The sequence below is a fragment of the Streptomyces sp. NPDC001536 genome (assembly GCF_042894505.1).
GTDB lineage: Bacteria > Actinomycetota > Actinomycetes > Streptomycetales > Streptomycetaceae > Streptomyces.
Genome location: NZ_JBIAVQ010000001.1, coordinates 301,019 through 317,692, shown reverse-complemented (window position 1 = coordinate 317,692; position 16,674 = coordinate 301,019). Strand labels below are relative to the sequence as shown.

13 protein-coding genes are annotated in these 16,674 nt (G+C 67.8%); 5 read left to right on the top strand and 8 right to left on the bottom strand.

What is annotated here, in order from left to right:
- Nucleotides 1-62: 62 nt before the first annotated feature.
- The 3 genes from ACFY0U_RS01515 (at nucleotide 63) to ACFY0U_RS01505 (ending at nucleotide 3,936) form a co-directional block, all read left to right on the top strand.
- On the top strand, nucleotides 63-1,292 hold the full coding sequence (locus tag ACFY0U_RS01515; protein WP_388628529.1) for a DUF3500 domain-containing protein: 1,230 nt from the start codon (nucleotides 63-65) through the stop codon (nucleotides 1,290-1,292).
- A gap of 257 nt (nucleotides 1,293-1,549) precedes the next feature.
- Complete coding sequence (locus ACFY0U_RS01510) at nucleotides 1,550-2,521, top strand: arabinan endo-1,5-alpha-L-arabinosidase (RefSeq protein WP_388628526.1); 972 nt, start codon at nucleotides 1,550-1,552, stop codon at nucleotides 2,519-2,521.
- Nucleotides 2,503-3,936, top strand: a complete 1,434-nt coding sequence (locus ACFY0U_RS01505; RefSeq protein WP_388628523.1) for a family 43 glycosylhydrolase — start codon at nucleotides 2,503-2,505, stop codon at nucleotides 3,934-3,936. Before ACFY0U_RS01510 ends, ACFY0U_RS01505 begins: the two co-directional genes overlap by 19 nt.
- 91 nt (nucleotides 3,937-4,027) lie before the next feature.
- On the opposite strand, the gene ACFY0U_RS01500 is transcribed toward ACFY0U_RS01505, so the two are convergent.
- From ACFY0U_RS01500 to ACFY0U_RS01465, 8 genes are all read right to left on the bottom strand, one after another.
- The gene (locus ACFY0U_RS01500; RefSeq protein ID WP_388628520.1) at nucleotides 4,028-5,617 is read right to left on the bottom strand and encodes a pyridoxal phosphate-dependent aminotransferase; all 1,590 of its coding nucleotides are present in this window, start codon (nucleotides 5,615-5,617) and stop codon (nucleotides 4,028-4,030) included.
- Between the two features lie 179 nt (nucleotides 5,618-5,796).
- The gene (locus ACFY0U_RS01495; RefSeq protein ID WP_388628517.1) at nucleotides 5,797-6,843 is read right to left on the bottom strand and encodes an aldose epimerase family protein; all 1,047 of its coding nucleotides are present in this window, start codon (nucleotides 6,841-6,843) and stop codon (nucleotides 5,797-5,799) included.
- 64 nt (nucleotides 6,844-6,907) lie between these two features.
- Nucleotides 6,908-8,152: a multiple monosaccharide ABC transporter permease gene (gene mmsB / locus ACFY0U_RS01490; RefSeq protein ID WP_388628514.1), complete on the bottom strand. Its 1,245-nt coding sequence runs from the start codon at nucleotides 8,150-8,152 to the stop codon at nucleotides 6,908-6,910.
- Nucleotides 8,149-9,699 carry a multiple monosaccharide ABC transporter ATP-binding protein gene (gene mmsA / locus ACFY0U_RS01485; protein ID WP_388628511.1) on the bottom strand — a complete coding sequence of 517 codons (1,551 nt, stop codon included), beginning with the start codon at nucleotides 9,697-9,699 and terminating at the stop codon, nucleotides 8,149-8,151. The genes mmsB and mmsA overlap by 4 nt, the downstream gene beginning before the upstream one ends.
- Before the next feature lie 42 nt (nucleotides 9,700-9,741).
- Nucleotides 9,742-10,848, bottom strand: a complete 1,107-nt coding sequence (gene chvE, locus ACFY0U_RS01480; protein ID WP_388628508.1) for a multiple monosaccharide ABC transporter substrate-binding protein — start codon at nucleotides 10,846-10,848, stop codon at nucleotides 9,742-9,744.
- A gap of 96 nt (nucleotides 10,849-10,944) precedes the next feature.
- Nucleotides 10,945-11,913, bottom strand: a complete 969-nt coding sequence (locus ACFY0U_RS01475) for a hypothetical protein (RefSeq protein ID WP_388628505.1) — start codon at nucleotides 11,911-11,913, stop codon at nucleotides 10,945-10,947.
- A gap of 121 nt (nucleotides 11,914-12,034) precedes the next feature.
- The gene (locus tag ACFY0U_RS01470; RefSeq protein WP_388628502.1) at nucleotides 12,035-13,039 is read right to left on the bottom strand and encodes a zinc-binding dehydrogenase; all 1,005 of its coding nucleotides are present in this window, start codon (nucleotides 13,037-13,039) and stop codon (nucleotides 12,035-12,037) included.
- Nucleotides 13,036-14,196 (bottom strand): mandelate racemase/muconate lactonizing enzyme family protein, encoded by a 1,161-nt coding sequence (locus ACFY0U_RS01465; protein WP_388628499.1) that lies wholly within the window; start codon nucleotides 14,194-14,196, stop codon nucleotides 13,036-13,038. The genes ACFY0U_RS01470 and ACFY0U_RS01465 overlap by 4 nt, the downstream gene beginning before the upstream one ends.
- Nucleotides 14,197-14,482: 286 nt before the next feature.
- Between ACFY0U_RS01465 and ACFY0U_RS01460 the strand changes: the two genes are divergently transcribed.
- Nucleotides 14,483-15,502, top strand: coding sequence for a LacI family DNA-binding transcriptional regulator (locus ACFY0U_RS01460; RefSeq protein ID WP_388628496.1), 1,020 nt, complete (start codon nucleotides 14,483-14,485; stop codon nucleotides 15,500-15,502).
- Between the two features lie 143 nt (nucleotides 15,503-15,645).
- The gene (locus ACFY0U_RS01455; protein WP_388628494.1) at nucleotides 15,646-16,650 is read left to right on the top strand and encodes an ABC transporter substrate-binding protein; all 1,005 of its coding nucleotides are present in this window, start codon (nucleotides 15,646-15,648) and stop codon (nucleotides 16,648-16,650) included.
- The last annotated feature ends 24 nt before the right edge of the window (nucleotides 16,651-16,674 follow it).

Here is a 16,674-nt window from a genome sequence, read left to right as displayed (position 1 = left end):
TTGGGCTCATGCACGGACACCGACCCCGCACTCCCGAAACCGAACGCAGTCGCCGTTGGTTCATGAACAAGGCGCTGCTTGCCGGTGGGGTCGCCGCGATGGCGACCATGACCGGATGTTCCACGAGTTCCTCCGACACCGCGAGCTCCAGTTCCTCCGGTGCCCCCAGCGGCATGCCCTCCGGCGGACCCGGCGGAGGGGGCGGCGGTGGCATGGGCCCCGGCGCCTCCCAGGTCAAGTACGCGGACGTCGTCGGAGTCACCACCGACGGCGAGGTCGTCGAGGACCTGTACTCGATCCACTCCACGGACGTCTCCACGGACGCGCTGGTCAAGGCGGCGCAGGCGTTCCTGGACGGGCTCTCCGCGAAGGAGCGCACGTCCTGTGTTTTCGACATCGACGCCGATGAATGGACGGCGTGGAGCAATGTCGACGGCTACGACCGCAAGGGCGTGCGCATGGGCGACTTGACCGAGAAGCAGCGCAATCTCGGCTACGCGCTCCTCGGCACGGCACTCTCCGCCGACGGCCTGACCCAGACCCGCGGCATCATGAAGCTCAACGCCTTCCTGGGCGACTCCAACGGCGGCAACCAGAAGACGCTCACCGAGGGCCACTACTTCTTCACCTTCATGGGCACCCCGTCGACCACGAAGCCGTGGGGCTTCCAGTACGAGGGCCATCACGTCGCCATCAACTACTTCGTCCTGGGCGACCAGGTCGTGATGACACCCACCTTCATGGGCTCGGAGCCCACCACGGGTACGTACAAGGGCGAGAAGATCACCCTCTTCAAGCCGGAGACCACGGTCGGTCTCACCATGATCCGCTCCCTCACCGCGGCGCAGCTCAAGAAGGCCGTCTCCTCGCAGTCGAACGGCAACGAGGACATGAAGGCCGGCGCGGGCCAGGACAACCTCAAGCTCGCCTACGAGGGCGTGCCCGGCTCCGACCTCACCGCCGCGCAGCGGAAGAGGCTGCTGGACCTGGTCCGCGTGTACGTCGGATACATCAACGACGGGCACGCCGAGGTCAAGATGTCCGAGGTGGAGGAGCATCTGGACGACACGTACTTCTTCTGGATGGGGGAGACGGAGGACGACTCCGCCTTCTACTACCGGGTGCACAGTCCGGTCGTCCTCATCGAGTACGACGCCCAGGCCCCGCTCTTCTACAAGGGGTCCTCCTCGACCGGCCCGTCCCAGGAGCACATCCACACCATCGTCCGCACCCCCAACGGCGGGGACTACGGCGTGGATCTGCTGAAGCTGCATCTGGAGAACGATCACTGACGGTCATGCAGCACCGACGCGCCCCCGCTCCGACCTCGGAACCGGGGGCGCGAACGTGTGAAGTAGAAGCAGACGGCCTCGTTCATGTCGGAGTCGTGCCCGACTGCTGATCTCCGTACAAGATCTCCTCGCTTGCGGACTCCTGTGAATGTCAGGGCCATTGACGCGCAAGTGATTCGATTCTACGGTCCGTCCGAATTGACGATCGTCGTCCGGGATTTCGGACGATCCCCCCCCCTTCCGTCAAGGAGGTCCGTGTGAGCCGCACCTCGCGCGTCCGAACCACCCTCCTCGCTGTCCCCGCAGCCTTACTCCTGGCCCTGGTCCCCAGCAGCGCCTCCGCGTACCCCAACCCCGGGACGGTCACCGGCGCCACCGTCGTCCACGACCCGACGATGATCCGTACCTCGGCGGGCCGCTACCTGCTCTACGGCACCGGCGGCGGACTCGGCTACAAGACCTCCACCGACCGGATCGCCTTCTCGGCCGGCGGCGACGCCTTCACGGCCAAGCCGGGATGGTGGTCGTCGTACGCGACGGAGGCATGGGCGCCCGACATCTCGTACCACGGCGGCAAGTACCTGATGTACTACGCCGTCTCGACCTTCGGATCCAACAAGTCGGCCATCGGGCTGGCCGGTTCGGCCACCGGACTGCCCGGCTCCTGGACCGACTACGGCACGGTCTACACCTCCACCACGTCGAGTGACTACAACGCCATCGACCCCCATCTCTTCGTCGACGGCGACGGCAAGTGGTGGCTGTCGTTCGGCAGTTGGTGGACCGGGCTGAAGATGATCCAGATCGATCCGGCGACCGGGAAGCAGCTCTCCTCCAACACCACCCGGTACTCCATCGCGTCCCGCCCCACCGGGACCAAGGCCGTCGAGGCGCCGTACATCGTCAAGCGCAACGGCTACTACTACCTCTTCGCCTCGTACGACACCTGCTGCGCCGGCACCAGCTCCACCTACAAGGTCAAGGTCGGCCGCGCCACCAGCGTCACCGGGCCGTACTACGACCGGAACGGCGTCTCCATGATGAACAACGGAGGGACGCCGGTCCTGGAGTCGCACGGGCGGTACATCGGGCCCGGCGGACAGTCGATCATGAGCGACTCCGACGGCGACCTGATCGTCTACCACTACTACGACGGCAACGACAACGGCACCCCCAAACTCGGCATCAACCTTCTGAACTGGAGCAGCGGATGGCCCGTCGCCTACTGACCCTGCTGGCCGCACTGGTCCTCGCCCTGTCGCTGGGACAGTCCTCGGCGAGCGCGGCCTCGTTCGCCAACCCGATCAAGACGCAGAAGGGCGCCGACCCCTGGATCTCGTACTACAACGGCAACTACTACATGGTGACGACGAGTTGGACGAACGTCATCACCATGCGGAAGTCGACCACCCTCGCCGGCCTCGCCACCGCCCCCAACTACCAGGTGTGGACGGGTGACAACGCGTCGCGCTGCTGCAACATCTGGGCGCCGGAGCTGCACTTCCTCAACGGCAAGTGGTACCTGTACTACGTCGCCGGGCAGAACATCTCCGACTACAACGCCACCCAGCGCACCCATGTCCTGGAGAGCGCGGGTACGGACCCGACGGGCCCGTACACGTACCGGAACCAGCTCAACTCCGCCTGGATGCTCGACCCGACGGTCGCGACGATCAACGGGCAGCTGTATCTGTTCGGCAGCGCGAGCGGCGGTACGCAGAACCTGGTGGCGGCGCGGATGTCCAACCCGTACACCCTCGCCACCGGCTTCTCCACGATCTCGACGCCGACGTACTCCTGGGAGACCTCGGGCGGCACGGTCAACGAAGGCCCGGAGATCCTCCAGCGCAACGGCCGGACCTTCCTGATCTACTCGGCGAGCGGCTGCTGGACACCGGACTACAAACTGGGCCAGCTGACCCTCACGGGATCGGATCCCCTCGCGGCCTCCTCCTGGACCAAGAAGTCCACGGCCGTCTTCCAGCGCAACGACTCGGCGGGCGTCTACGGCCCGGGCCACAACGGCTTCTTCACCTCACCCGACGGCACCGAGAACTGGATCGTCTACCACGCCAACGACTCGGCCTCGGAGGGCTGCGACAACGGCCGTACGACCCGGGCCCAGAAGTTCACGTGGAACTCCGACGGCACCCCGAACCTCGGCACCCCGGTCGCCCTGGGGTCCAGCCTGACGGGCCCGTCGGGCGAACCCTCGGCCACCTCGACGACGTACACCATCACGAACCGCAACAGCGGCAAGTGCCTTGATGTGGCGGGCAGTTCGACGGCCGACGGCGCCAATGTCCAGCAGTACACCTGCAACGGCGGCAACAACCAGAAGTGGCGCATCGAGGACCAGGGCGACGACACCAGCCGCCTCGTGAACGTGGCCACGGGCAAGGTCCTGGACACGGCCGACTGTTCGAGCGCGGACGGTGCCGACCTACGCCAGTGGACCTGGCTCAACAACACCTGCCAGCGCTTCCGCTTCGTCGTCACGGACAACAGCTGGGTGAGAATCGTCAACCAGGCCACGGGGAAGGTGGCGGACGTGGCGAATTGCTCGACGGCGGATGCGGCAGACGTACGCCAATGGACGTGGCTGAACAACACCTGCCAACAGTGGCGCCTCAACCCGGTCTAGCCATGGCGCGCCCCGAAAGGGGCGCGGGGCTGTATCGATTTGCGGCTCCGCCGCGGGGCGCGACCGGCCCCCACGCACCCGCGGGCGAGACTCAGCCGGTCTGCCCCATCCCCGCGGCGTTGGGCCAACTCTGGGCGTTGGGCCACCCCGACGCGGGGGCGGGCGTAAGCCCGTTCGTCCCCCGCACTTGCGCCGCAGTGAGCCCACCCCGTGCGGGAACCCCGGGCGGGGTGGGCCCCTGGGGCGCCGCGAACGGCGACGGAGCCGCAGCCGCGGCCGCCGGTGCGACCGGCATCTGCGCGGCGGCCGGCATGGGCGCGGGCATCGGCGTGGGCATCGGCGTGGGCGTGGGCATCGGCGTGCCGTACCCGTTCGACTGGTCGTAGGAAGCGGCGGCAGCCGGCATCGGCGCCGCAACCGGCATCGGCTGAACCTGCGGCTGCGGCTGCGGCTGCGGAGCAAGCGGCGCACCCGCACCGTTCGTGGAGCCGACCAGCCGATCCACGGCCGCCGTGCCCGAGCTGTAACTGGTCCCGGTAGCCAGCTCGGGCACGGCGGCTCCCCTCCTGGTCCCGTAGAGCACCTGTTCCAGGCCGGACACCAGGCGACGCACGTCCACCTGGGGGCGCACCACGAGTCTCAGGAAGCGGCTGGACGAGCCGATCTTGTTGCCGCACTCGCGGACCAGGATCCGGTGCTCGGTGAGCAGTCGGTCCCGGACCACGGTGCCTTCGGCGCCCACGGGCAGGCGCACGAAGAGGAAGTTGCCCTGGGAGGGGTAGACGGTGAGGCCGGGCAGCGCGGAGAGCTGGCTCGACATGTCCAGCCGGTCCCGGTACACCTGCTGGAGGCTCTGCGCGTACTCGGCGCCGTGCTCCTTGAGCATGAACACCACGTACTCGGCGAAGGCGTTGAGGTTCCACTTCGGCAGCATCGAGCGGACCCGGCCGGCGAGCGCCGGGTTGGCGACCATGTAGCCGAAACGTATGCCGTGCAGGCCGAAGTTCTTGCCGAGCGAGCGCAGGACGATGACGTTGGGGCGCAGCATCGCCTCCTGGACCACGGACGGCTCGGCCTCCGCGTCCGCGAACTCCAGGAACGACTCGTCGATGACGACGAGGTCCAGGTCCGCCATCGCGTCCATGAACTGCACGATCGCGTGCTTGTGCAGGAAGCCGCCGTCGGGGTTGTTCGGGTTGCAGATGACGGCCGCCCGGGTTCCCCGGGCCCGGATGAACTCGGCGTACTGCGCGAGGTCCAGGGCGAAGCCGCTGGACTCCTGGAGCGGGAACATGTCGACGCGCTTGCCGGTCTCCATCGGCTGGTCGGTCCAGCGGCCGAAGGTGGGGACGGGGATGGCGAGGGACTCACGGACCAGCAGGTGGTCGATCCAGGTGATGAGTTCGGTCGAGCCGTTGCCCATCGCCACGGCCTGCGGCGGGAGTTGGAGCAGATTGCACAGCTCGGAGGTGATGGTGTCGGCGCTGCTCGGGTAGTACGTGATGATGTCGCGGAGGCGGCTGGACATCTCGTCCCACATCCCCGGTGTGGGGAAGTACGGATTGACCGGGATACAGAAGTCGATCGGGCCCGCCCCGTCGCCGGCCGCCCGCGTCAGCGCCGCCATGGACGGGCTGTGTGCCGCGGTGGCTCGGAACAGCGAGGTGACGTTCTCGGCCATGGAACCTCCGTATGGGGCGGACCCGGTGGGGACGACCGGGACCGTCGTCTTTAGGTGGCCCGCGCGGGGGAGCACGGGCCGCCCATACATACGGAGGCTGGGGTGGCACTGTTCAAGGGCTGAGAAACCGGTGAGAACTTGTGTGGCACCTGTGAAGAAGTTTCACAGGTGACGCGGCGTCACGCGGGGAACGAGTGAATCGTCGTCGTCCGGTACGTCTCGCCCGGCCGCAGCACGGTCGACGGGAACGACGGGTGGTTCGGGGAGTCAGGATAGTGCTGTGTCTCCAGGCACAGCGCGTCGCCCTGACGGTAGCTGCGACCGCCCGGTCCGACCAGCGTGCCGTCGAGGAAGTTGCCCGAGTAGAACTGCACGCCCGGCTCGCTGGTGGCGATCCTCAGGGTGCGGCCGGAGGACGGGTCGTGGAGGGTGGCGATGTGCTCCGGCTCGGCCGTGACGCCCTTGTCCAGCGCCCAGTTGTGGTCGTAGCCCTTGGCGGCGAGCAGCTGCGGGTGCCCGGTGCGCAGGTCCCGGCCGATCGGCTTGGACTCGCGGAAGTCGAAGGGGGTGCCCTCGACCGGGGCCAGTTCGCCGGTCGGGATCAGGCCCGCGTCGGTGGGCGTGTAGTGGGAGGCGGCGAGCTGGAGCTCGTGGTCCTCGATGGTGCCGCTGCCCGCGCCGGCGAGGTTCCAGTAGACGTGGCTGGTCAGGTTGACGACCGTCGCCTTGTCGGTGGTGGCCTCGTAGTCGATACGCCAGTCGCCTCGCGCGGTGAGGGTGTACGTCACCTTCGCCCGGAGCGTGCCCGGGTAGCCCTGTTCGCCGTCGACGGAGGTGTACGACAGACGCAGGCCGACGTCCGGCCCCTCGGTGAACGGCTCCACCTCCCACACCCGCCGGTCGAAGCCCTCGGCGCCCCCGTGCAGGCTGTTCTCCCCGTCGTCCACGGAGAGTCGGTGTGTCTCGCCGTCCAGCGTGAACGCGCCCTTGCCGATGCGGTTCCCGTACCGGCCGATCAACGCACCGAAGTACGGGCTGGAGTCGACGTACTCCTCGATGCGGTCGAAGCCCAGCGAGACATCGGCGTACCGGCCGTCCCGGTCGGGGATCTCCAGGGACTGCACGATCCCGCCGTAGGACAGGACCTTCATACGGGTGCCGCCGTTCTCCAGCGACCAGCGGTGGATCTCCGTCCCGTCGGCGAGCCTGCCGAAGAGCGTCTTCACCGATGCCTCCTGTGGGAAGGGCCCCGCCTCCCGGCGGGGCCCGAACCGATCCGGTCGATCCGTTCTACGAACCGGACTTGCGCTTGTTCCAGACGTCGAAGCCGACGGCGGCCAGCAGGGCGAGGCCCTTGATGACCTGCTGCCAGTCGGAGCCGACACTGAGGAGGTTCATGCCGTTGTTCAGGACGCCGAGGACGAGACCGCCGATGATCGCGCCGAGGACGGTGCCGACACCGCCGCTCATGGACGCGCCACCGATGAACGCCGAGGCGATGGCCTCGAGTTCGTAGTTCAGACCCGCCTTCGGGGAGGCCGCGTTCAGTCGCGCGGCGATCGCCAGACCCGCGAGGGCGGCGAGGGCGCCCATGTTCAGGAAGACGAGGAAGACGACCTTCTTGTCCTTCACGCCGGACAGCTTCGCGGCCGGCAGGTTGCCGCCGATCGCGTAGATGTGACGGCCGAAGACGGCGTTGCGCATGACGTAGCCGTAGCAGACGAGCAGCCCGCCGAGGATCAGCAGGATGATCGGCGCGCCCTTGTAGCTGGCGAGCAGCAGCGTGACGACGAGGACCGCGGCGACGATCGAGACGAGCTTCAGCAGGAAGATGTTCCGCGGGAGCACCTCCAGCGAGAACTCCTGCTGGCGCCTGCGGTCCCGGATCTCCTGGAGGACCACGAAGACGATCAGGGCCAGGCCGAGCAGCAGGGTGATGTTGTGGTAGTTGGTCTCCGGGCCGGCCTCCGGCAGGAAGCCGTTGCCCATCTTCTCCAGGCCCGTGGGGAACGGGCTGAGGGTCTGGCCGTCCAGCAGGATCTCGGTGAAGCCGCGGAAGATCAGCATGCCGGCGAGGGTGACGATGAACGACGGTATGCCGAGATACGCGATGAAGAACCCTTGGATGCCGCCCGCGATCGCGCCGCACACCAGGCACAGTGCCACGGCGACCGGCCACGCCACGTCGTGCTGCACGGTCAGGATGGCCGCGAACGCGCCCACGAACGCCGTCAACGAGCCGACCGACAGGTCGATATGGCCCGAGATGATGACCAGCATCATGCCGATCGCGAGGATCAGGACGTAGGCGTTCTGGAGGACCAGGTTGGAGACGTTGCGCGGCTCGATCAGGACGCCGTCGGTCCACACGGCGAAGAGGGCCACGATCAGGCCGAGGGCGATCAGCATGCCGTACTGGCGCATGTTGCGGCGCAGGCCGTCCAGCATCAGTTGCAGCAACCCGCCGCCGGAGGACGGTCCCCCGCTCTTGCCGGGCGGGACCACCGCCGGGCTCTTGGTCACGTCGGTGCTCATCGGGTTACCTCTTTGTCCTTGGTCATCTGGCGCATCAGCGATTCCTGCGAGGCCTCTTCCCGGGAGAACTCTCCGGTCAGCCGTCCGGCGGCCATCGTGTAGATGCGGTCGCACATACCGAGCAGCTCCGGCAGCTCGGAGGAGATGAAGACGACCGCCTTGCCCTGGGCGGCCAGCTGGTCGATGACGGTGTAGATCTCGAACTTGGCACCCACGTCGATGCCTCGGGTCGGTTCGTCCAGGATCAGCACATCGGGACCCGCGAAGATCCACTTGCTGAGGACGACCTTCTGCTGGTTGCCGCCGGACAGCTTGCCCACCGGCTCGAAGACCGTCGGTGCCTTGATGTTCATGGACTTGCGGAAGCCCTCGGCGACCTGACGCTCCTTGTGCTCGTCGACGATCCCCCGCTTGGTCACCTTGTTCAGCGCGCTGAGCGAGATGTTGCGGTTGATGGTGTCGATGAGGTTGAGGCCGTAGTGCTTGCGGTCCTCGGTGACGTACGCGATGCCGTGTCCGACCGCCTCGGAGACGCTCTTGGTACGGATCTCCTTGCCGTCCTTGAGGACCGTGCCGCCCGCGTACCGGCCGTAGGTGCGGCCGAAGACGCTCATCGCGAGTTCGGTGCGCCCGGCACCCATCAGACCCGCGATGCCGACGATCTCCCCGCGCTTGACGTTGATCGACACATCGTCGACCACCTTGCGCGTCTGGTCGATCGGGTGGTGCACGGTCCAGTCGCGGATCTCCAGGGCCGGAGCCGCCCCCGACTCGCCCTCGTACGCGGTGCGTTCGGGGAAGCGGTGGTCGAGGTCGCGGCCCACCATGCCGGAGATGATCCGGTCCTCGGAGGTTCCCTCGGCCTTCACGTCGAGCGTCTCGATCGTCTGCCCGTCGCGCAGGATCGTCACCGAGTCGGCGACCTTGCGGATCTCGTTGAGCTTGTGGGAGATGATGATCGAGGTGATGCCCTGGTTCTTCAGCTCCAGGATGAGATCCAGGAGTTTGCCGCTGTCCTCGTCGTTGAGCGCCGCGGTCGGCTCGTCGAGGATGAGCAGCTTCACCTTCTTCGAGAGCGCCTTGGCGATCTCCACGAGCTGCTGCTTGCCCACGCCGATGTCGGCGACACGGGTCTCCGGGTGGTCGCTCAGACCGACCCGGCGCAGCAGCTCACTGGCGTGCCGCAGGGTCTCGCGCCAGTCGATGAGCCCGCCCTTGGCGTGCTCGTTGCCGAGGAAGATGTTCTCCGCGAGGGAGAGGTAGGGCACCAGCGCGAGCTCCTGGTGGATGATCACGATGCCGTGATGCTCGCTCGCGCGGATGTCCTTGAACTCGCAGCGCTCGCCCTCGAAGAGGATCTCGCCCTCGTACGTGCCGTGCGGATGGACGCCGGAGAGCACCTTCATCAAGGTGGACTTGCCGGCGCCGTTCTCACCGCAGATGGCGTGGACCTCGCCCTGCCGGACGGTCAGTGTGACGTCCGAGAGCGCTTTGACACCGGGAAAGGTCTTGACGATCGAGCGCATTTCCAGGACGGGTCCCGCCATGGTCGTGCCTTCCAATCTCTGTTTCTTTACGGCCGAGGCGGATTACTTGAGGTCGGCCTCGGTGTAGTAGCCGCCGTCGATCAGAACCGACTTGTAGTTGGTCTTGTCGACGCTCACCGGCTTCAGCAGGTAGGCGGGGACGACCTTGGAGCCGTTGTCGTAGGTCTTGGTGTCGTTGGTCTCCGGCTTCTTGCCGTTGAGGACCGCGTCGACCATGCTGCCGGCGACCTTGGCGAGCTCACGGGTGTCCTTGTAGACGGTCTGCGTCTGCTGGCCCGCGATGATCGACTTCACCGAGGCGAGCTCGGCGTCCTGGCCGGTGAGGACGGGCAGCGGCTTGGCCTTGGTGCCGTAGCCGTCGGACTTCAGCGCCGACAGGATGCCGATGGAGATGCCGTCGTACGGCGAGAGCACCGCGTCGACCTTCTTGCTGGAGTACGACTTGGTGAGGATGTCGTCCATGCGCTTCTGCGCCGTGGCACCGTCCCAGCGCAGCGTGGTGACCTGGGTGAGGCCCGTCTGGCCGGACTGGACGACCAGCTTCTTGTCGTCGATGTACGGCTTCAGGACGCTCATCGCGCCGCCGAAGAAGTACTTGGTGTTGTTGTCGTCGTTGGAGCCGGCGAACAGCTCGATGTTGAAGGGGCCCTTGCCCTCCTTCAGACCGAGCTTCTCGACGATGTAGTTGGCCTGGAGCTCGCCGACCTTGGTGTTGTCGAACGACGCGTAGTAGTCGACGTTCGGCGAGCCGAGGATGAGGCGGTCGTAGGCGATGACCGGGATGTTCGCGTCCTTGGCCTGCTGGAGCACGCCGTTGAGGGACTTGTTGTCGATCGCCGCGACGATGAGCGCCTTCACGCCCTTGGTGATCAGGTTCTCGATCTGCGAGACCTGGTTCTCCGGGTCGTCCTCGCCGTAGACCAGGCTCGTCTTGTAGCCCTTGGCCTCCAGGTCCGCGACGACGTTCTTGCCGTCGGCGATCCAGCGCTCGGAGGACTTGGTGGGCATCGAGATGCCGATGGTGCCGCCCTTGGCGCTGCCCGCCTCCTCCTCGCTGCCGCCATCGCTGTTCTGGCCGCAGGCCGAGAGGGTGAGGGTGAGGACGGCCGAGGTGGCTATGGCGGAGAGTGCGGCTCTGCGGTTGATCATGATCATCTTCCTTGATGTTCGGGGCGAGGGGTCTGGCGAAGTTGTGTCGGAGTCTGTGTGACTGCGTCGACTTTTGTGAAGGCGTTGTCCGGAACGTTATGCAGGCGTTTCGAACCGCTTCAGTGCGCCCGGCAGCCGCGAGCCGAGCGGCGCCATGTCGCCGTCCGCTCCGTGCCGTGCGAGCAGGTCCAGGGCGAGCCGTCCGCGCCGCACTCTTTCCTTGGCGGTGGACAGCGTGAGCTCGCGCATGTGATGCCCGTACGGGTAGATCCCGGGGGCCTTCGACAGGCCGAACTTCAGATAGAGCGGTGCGCCGCGCCGGATCAGCTCGGCGACCTCGTACATCCGCACGTAGCCGCCGAGATCGTCGGGGGCCTCGATGTACATGTCCATGGGAGCGCCCGACACCCGGCGGATCTCGGTGAGGTGATCCAGCGTCAGATCGCTGGGCACGTTGATCGAGTCGCCGCCGAGGTTCTCGTAGACGGCGTACGCGGCCGGGTTGACCGGTCCGATCAGTGCCGACACCTTCAGCGTCGTGTCGGCCGGAATGATCCCGGCGACCCGCGCCCGGTGCAGCGCCCACAGCACGCCCTCGTCGGCGACGAGCAGGCACTTGACGCCCAACTCCGTTGCCCGGACGGCGTCTTCGATGCAGCCGGCGACCGCGTCGTGCCCGCGGGCGCGCAGCCCGCCGCCCTTGGAGTCGGTCCGTGTCGAGCCGCCGATGTCCCAGGTGCCGCGGGGACCGGTGAACAGGCAGAGCTCGATGTCGCGCTCGGCGGTCGCCTCCACCATCTCGGTGATCTCGGCGTCGGTGAGCATCCACACGCCGCTGCCCTGGCTGACCCGGTGCACCGGAACGTCGAGCCGCGAGGACTCCTTGAGGACCACGGAGAGGGCCTCGGGGCCCTCCACCGAGGGCACTTCGGTGCGCCAGCGGCCGCCGCCGGGGAAGGAGTGCGGCGAGGCGTCGGCGGGATCGGGCGCGGGCGCGTTCAGGCCGAGCGCAGCGAGCGCCTGCTCACCGGGTCGTCGGGCCGCGCTGGCGGTGGTCTCGGTCACAAGCTGTCCTTCAGGTTCGATATTTCGGACGAGGGTCGCGGCTCTGGATGGAGAAGGCCTTGGGCGTACGCCGGTACGAAGTCGTCAGGTACCCCGTACCGGCGTACGGCTCAGGGGGGTGTCATGGCCGTAGGAGGACCTTTCCGACCTTCGGGTCGCCGGACCCCACCAACTCGATGGCCTGCGGAAACTCATCCAGCGGCAGCTCGTGCGTGACGAGCGGCAGCGGATCGAGCAGCCCGGCCCCGAAGACCCGCACCGTGTGCGCCCAGGCGTCCGGCGGCGCCCCGAACACGGTGTGCACCTCCAGCTGCCGTACGACGAGGTCGGTGGGGTCGAGACCGTCGGCGCCCGGTGCCGGGATCCCGGTGAGGACGAGCCGGCCACCGCGCCTGAGCAGCGAGGCGGCGGTGTTCGCGGCGGACGCCGACCCGGCGGTCTCGATGACGACGTCGAAGTCGTCGGGCAGCTCCTGGTCCCGGGTGCGGAAGTCGGTGGCGCCGAACCTCTTCGACAGCTCCGCACGGTCCGGGCGGGTGCCCACCACCAGCAGCTCCGAGGGCGAGCCCGCCTTCAGGAACTGCACGGCGAACATCCCGAGCGTCCCGGTGCCCACCACGGCGACCCGCTCACCGGGCCGCGCGTTCGCCTTGAGGGCGGCGGCCGCGATGCACGCCGCGGGCTCCAGGAGCGCCGCCGCCGTCAGGTCGGCGTCGTCCGGGAGGACGTGCAGGAGACGGGCCGGCAGGGTGAGCGTGGTGGCCATGGCGCCGGGCTGGGTGAACCCGGTCTCCTCGTAGCCGGCCGAGCACAGCGTGGTCTCGCCCTCGTGGCAGCGGTCGCAGACCTGGCAGTTGCGAAAGCCCTCGCCGACGACCTTGCGGCCGACGAGACCCGACGGCACCCCGGTGCCGACCGCCTCGACCGTGCCGGACCACTCGTGGCCCGGGGTGAGCGGGTAACGGACGTACCCCTCGGGCCGGTTGCCCTGGTACACCTCGCGGTCGCTGCCGCAGATGCCGACCGCGTGGACGCGGACCAGGGCCTCGCCGGCGCCGGGCTCACGCGGGGTGTGCTCGACGAGCTCGTGCTCGCCGGGCGCCCCGATGACGACAGCCGTGCTCACTGCTGTGTGCCCTTCGGCTTGCGCTGCTCCCAGCCGTCGGCCCACAGGTCGAAGCGGGCCTGCTGCTGCGGGAACTCGGCGGCCGCGTCCACGTCCAGCTCGACGCCGAGGCCGGGGGCGTCGGAGAGGTGGAAGTAGCCGTCCACGACCTGCGGGGCGCCCTTGACGACCTTCTTGATGTCGGCGTCGGCGAAGTCGTTGAAGTGCTCCAGGATCTTGAAGTTCGGCGAGGTGAAGCCGACCTGGAGCGAGGCGGCGGTCAGCACCGGGCCGCCCACGTTGTGGGGCGCCACCAGCATGTAGTGGGTCTCGGCGGTCGCGGCCAGCTTCCGGGTCTCCCAGATGCCGCCGATGTGGCCGACGTCGGGCTGGATGATGTCCACGGCCTGGCTCTCGAAGAGCTCGCGGAACTCGATGCGGTCGTGGATGCGCTCACCGGTGGCGACCGGCATGTCGACCTTGGCGGCGACCTTCTCCAGCGCCTTCAGGTTCTCCGGCGGCACCGGCTCCTCCAGCCACGCGGGCTTGAAGGGGGCGAGGTCCCGGGCCAGGCGTACGGCGGTGGCGGGGGAGAACCGGCCGTGCATCTCCAGCATCAGCTCGGCGTCGGGGCCGATCGCGTCCCGGACGGCCTCGATCAGGGAGACGGCGTACATGCTCTGCTCGTGGTCGAGCTCGAAGTGCCCGGTGCCGAAGGGGTCGATCTTGAGCGCCTTGTACCCGCGCTCCATGACCCCCTGGGCGGCCTTGTGGTAGGCCTCCGGGGTGCGCTCCGTGGTGTACCAGCCGTTCGCGTACGCCTTGACCTTGTCGGTGACCTTGCCGCCGAGCAGCTGCCAGACCGGAACGCCGAGGGCCTTGCCCTTGATGTCCCAGCAGGCCATCTCGATGACGGCGATGCCGGACATCACGATCTCGCCGGCCCGCCCGTAGTCGCCGTACTTCATCCGCTTGACGAGGTCCTCGACAGCGAACGGGTCGGACCCGAGAATGTGGTTGGCCTCTGCCTCGTGCAGATAGCCGAGCAGTGCGTCGGTGTGGCCCAGCATGCGGGTCTCGCCGACTCCGGTGAGTCCCTCGTCGGTGTGCACCTGGACGTAGGTCAGGTTGCGCCATGGCGTCCCGACCACGTGCGTGCTGATTCCCGTGATGCGCACGTCAGCTACTCCCTAGACTTTCCAGCTTGTTCGAAATTTCGGCTCACGTTCGAAATGCTGGCCCGACCGTAAGGACGACGCGGTCGGGGTGTCAATGGGTCGGTTGGTCGAACGGCGTAACGGTTTTGGAGACGCCCACATTCGCCCACGGTCTCAAGTCTCCCTGCCTGTGGCGTTATTCAACCGTGACACCCTCCCTGATGCAGCCCTCTTGACCGCCGTGAATTGTTAGCGCTCACAATGTGCACCGCATTCAATCGATCGCTGAGAGCCAGGAGGTGCGACCGTGGACCACTTACAGCTTCGGCCGCCCACCATGGCCGATGTGGCACGCCTGGCCGGTGTGTCCCACCAGACCGTGTCCCGCGTCCTGGGGGATCACCCCAACGTCCGGGACGAGACCCGGGCCAGGGTGCTGCGGGCGATCGAGGAGATGGGCTACCGCCGCAACTCCTCCGCCCGGGCCCTGGTCACCCGCCGCACCCGGACCCTGGGAGTGGTCGCCTCCAACACCACGCTCTACGGGCCGGCCAGCACCCTGTTCGCGCTGGAGGACGCGGCGCGCGCCGCCGGTTACACCGTCTCGACGGTCAGTCTGCGCAGGCTGGCGGTGGAGACCCTGTCGGAGGCCCTGGACCATCTCAGCGAGGGCGGGGTGGAGGGGGTCATCGCCCTCGCTCCACAGCGCTCCGCGGTCGAGGCCCTGGCCGAACTGCGCCATCCCTTCCCGGTGGTGGCCGTGGGGACCGGCTCCGGCGCCGAGATCCCCAGCGTCAACGTGGACCAGCAGCTGGGCGCACGGCTGGCCACCGGCCATCTGCTGGCCGCCGGTCACCGTACGGTCTGGCATCTCGCCGGGCCCGGGGACTGGCAGGAGGCCGCCGACCGGGAGACCGGCTGGCGGGCGACCCTCGAAGCGGCGGGCATCGAGCCGCCGACGCCGCTGCGGGGGGACTGGAGTCCGCTCTCGGGCTACCGTGCGGGCCAGGAACTGGCCGGCTGGGTGGGCCGCGGACTGACCGCCGTCTTCGTCGCCAACGACCAGATGGCGCTGGGGGCGTTGCGGGCACTGCGTGAAGCGGGCCTGCGCACGCCCCAGGACGTCGCGGTGGTCGGCTTCGACGACATCCCGGAATCGGAGTTCTTCGCTCCACCGCTCACCACCGTCCGGCAGGACTTCGCGACGGTGGGCAAACACAGCATCGCCCTGCTGCTGGACCTCATCGAGGGTCGGGCCCCCTCCGGGGCGCCCGGAGTCGCCATCGAACCCCAACTCGTCGTCCGGGCCAGCACCGCTCCCGACTGACACCGCTCCAGGCACCGATCGGCCACATTCGCACACCAGTGTGACCGATATTTCGAATAATGATCGACAGGCTGGACGCAGTGTGGTCGGTCCCCGCGAGTAACAGCGGTCCTCCCCGGACCGGCTCTTCAAAGGAGAAGAACATGCTCAACCGACGGAACTTCCTCACCGCGGCGATCGGCGTCGCGGCGGCGGGCACCCTGGCCGCCTGCGCCAAGGAGGACGACAGCTCCACCAGCACCTCCGGCAGCGGCAGCAAGACGATCACCCTCGGCTTCTCCCAGGTCGGCTCCGAGAGCGGCTGGCGCACCGCCAACAGCGACTCGGTCAAGTCCGCGGCCAAGGAGGCGGGTTACAAGCTCCAGTTCTCCGACGCCCAGCAGAAGCAGGAGAACCAGATCTCCGCGATCCGCAGCTACATCCAGCAGAAGGTGGACGTCATCGCCTTCTCCCCGGTGGTCGTCACCGGCTGGGACGCGGTGCTCAAGGAGGCCAAGGCCGCGAAGATCCCCGTGGTCCTCACCGACCGCTCCGTCGAGACCTCCGACGACTCGCTGTACGTCACCCTGGTCGGCTCCGACTTCACCGACGAGGGCCGTCGCGCCGCCAAGATCCTCGAGAAGGTCATCGAGAAGGCCGGCCTCAAGGGTGATGTGAAGATCGCCCAGCTGGAGGGCACCACCGGTGCCGCCCCCGCCATCGAGCGCGCCAAGGGCTTCAAGGAGGTCATGGACGCCGACCACGCCGACGACTGGAAGATCGTCGTCACGCAGACCGGTGACTTCACCCGCGCCGGCGGCAAGCAGGTCATGGCGGCCTTCCTGCAGTCCAACCCGGACATCAACGTCCTCTACGCCCACAACGACGACATGGCCATCGGTGCCATCCAGTCCATCGAGGCGGCAGGCAAGAAGCCCGGCAAGGACATCCTCATCGTCTCGGTCGACGGCGTGAAGGACGGCTTCGTCGCGATGTCCGAGGGCAAGATCAACGCCATCGTCGAGTGCAACCCGCTGCTCGGCCCCCAGCTGATGGAGGTCGTCAAGACGGTCCACGAAGGCGGCTCGGTCGAGCGCTGGATCAAGACCAAGGAGAGCGACTTCATGCAGGACCAGGCGAAGGACGCCCTCCCGACCCGCAAGTACTGACCGACGGGCGGCGCCGACGGGCCG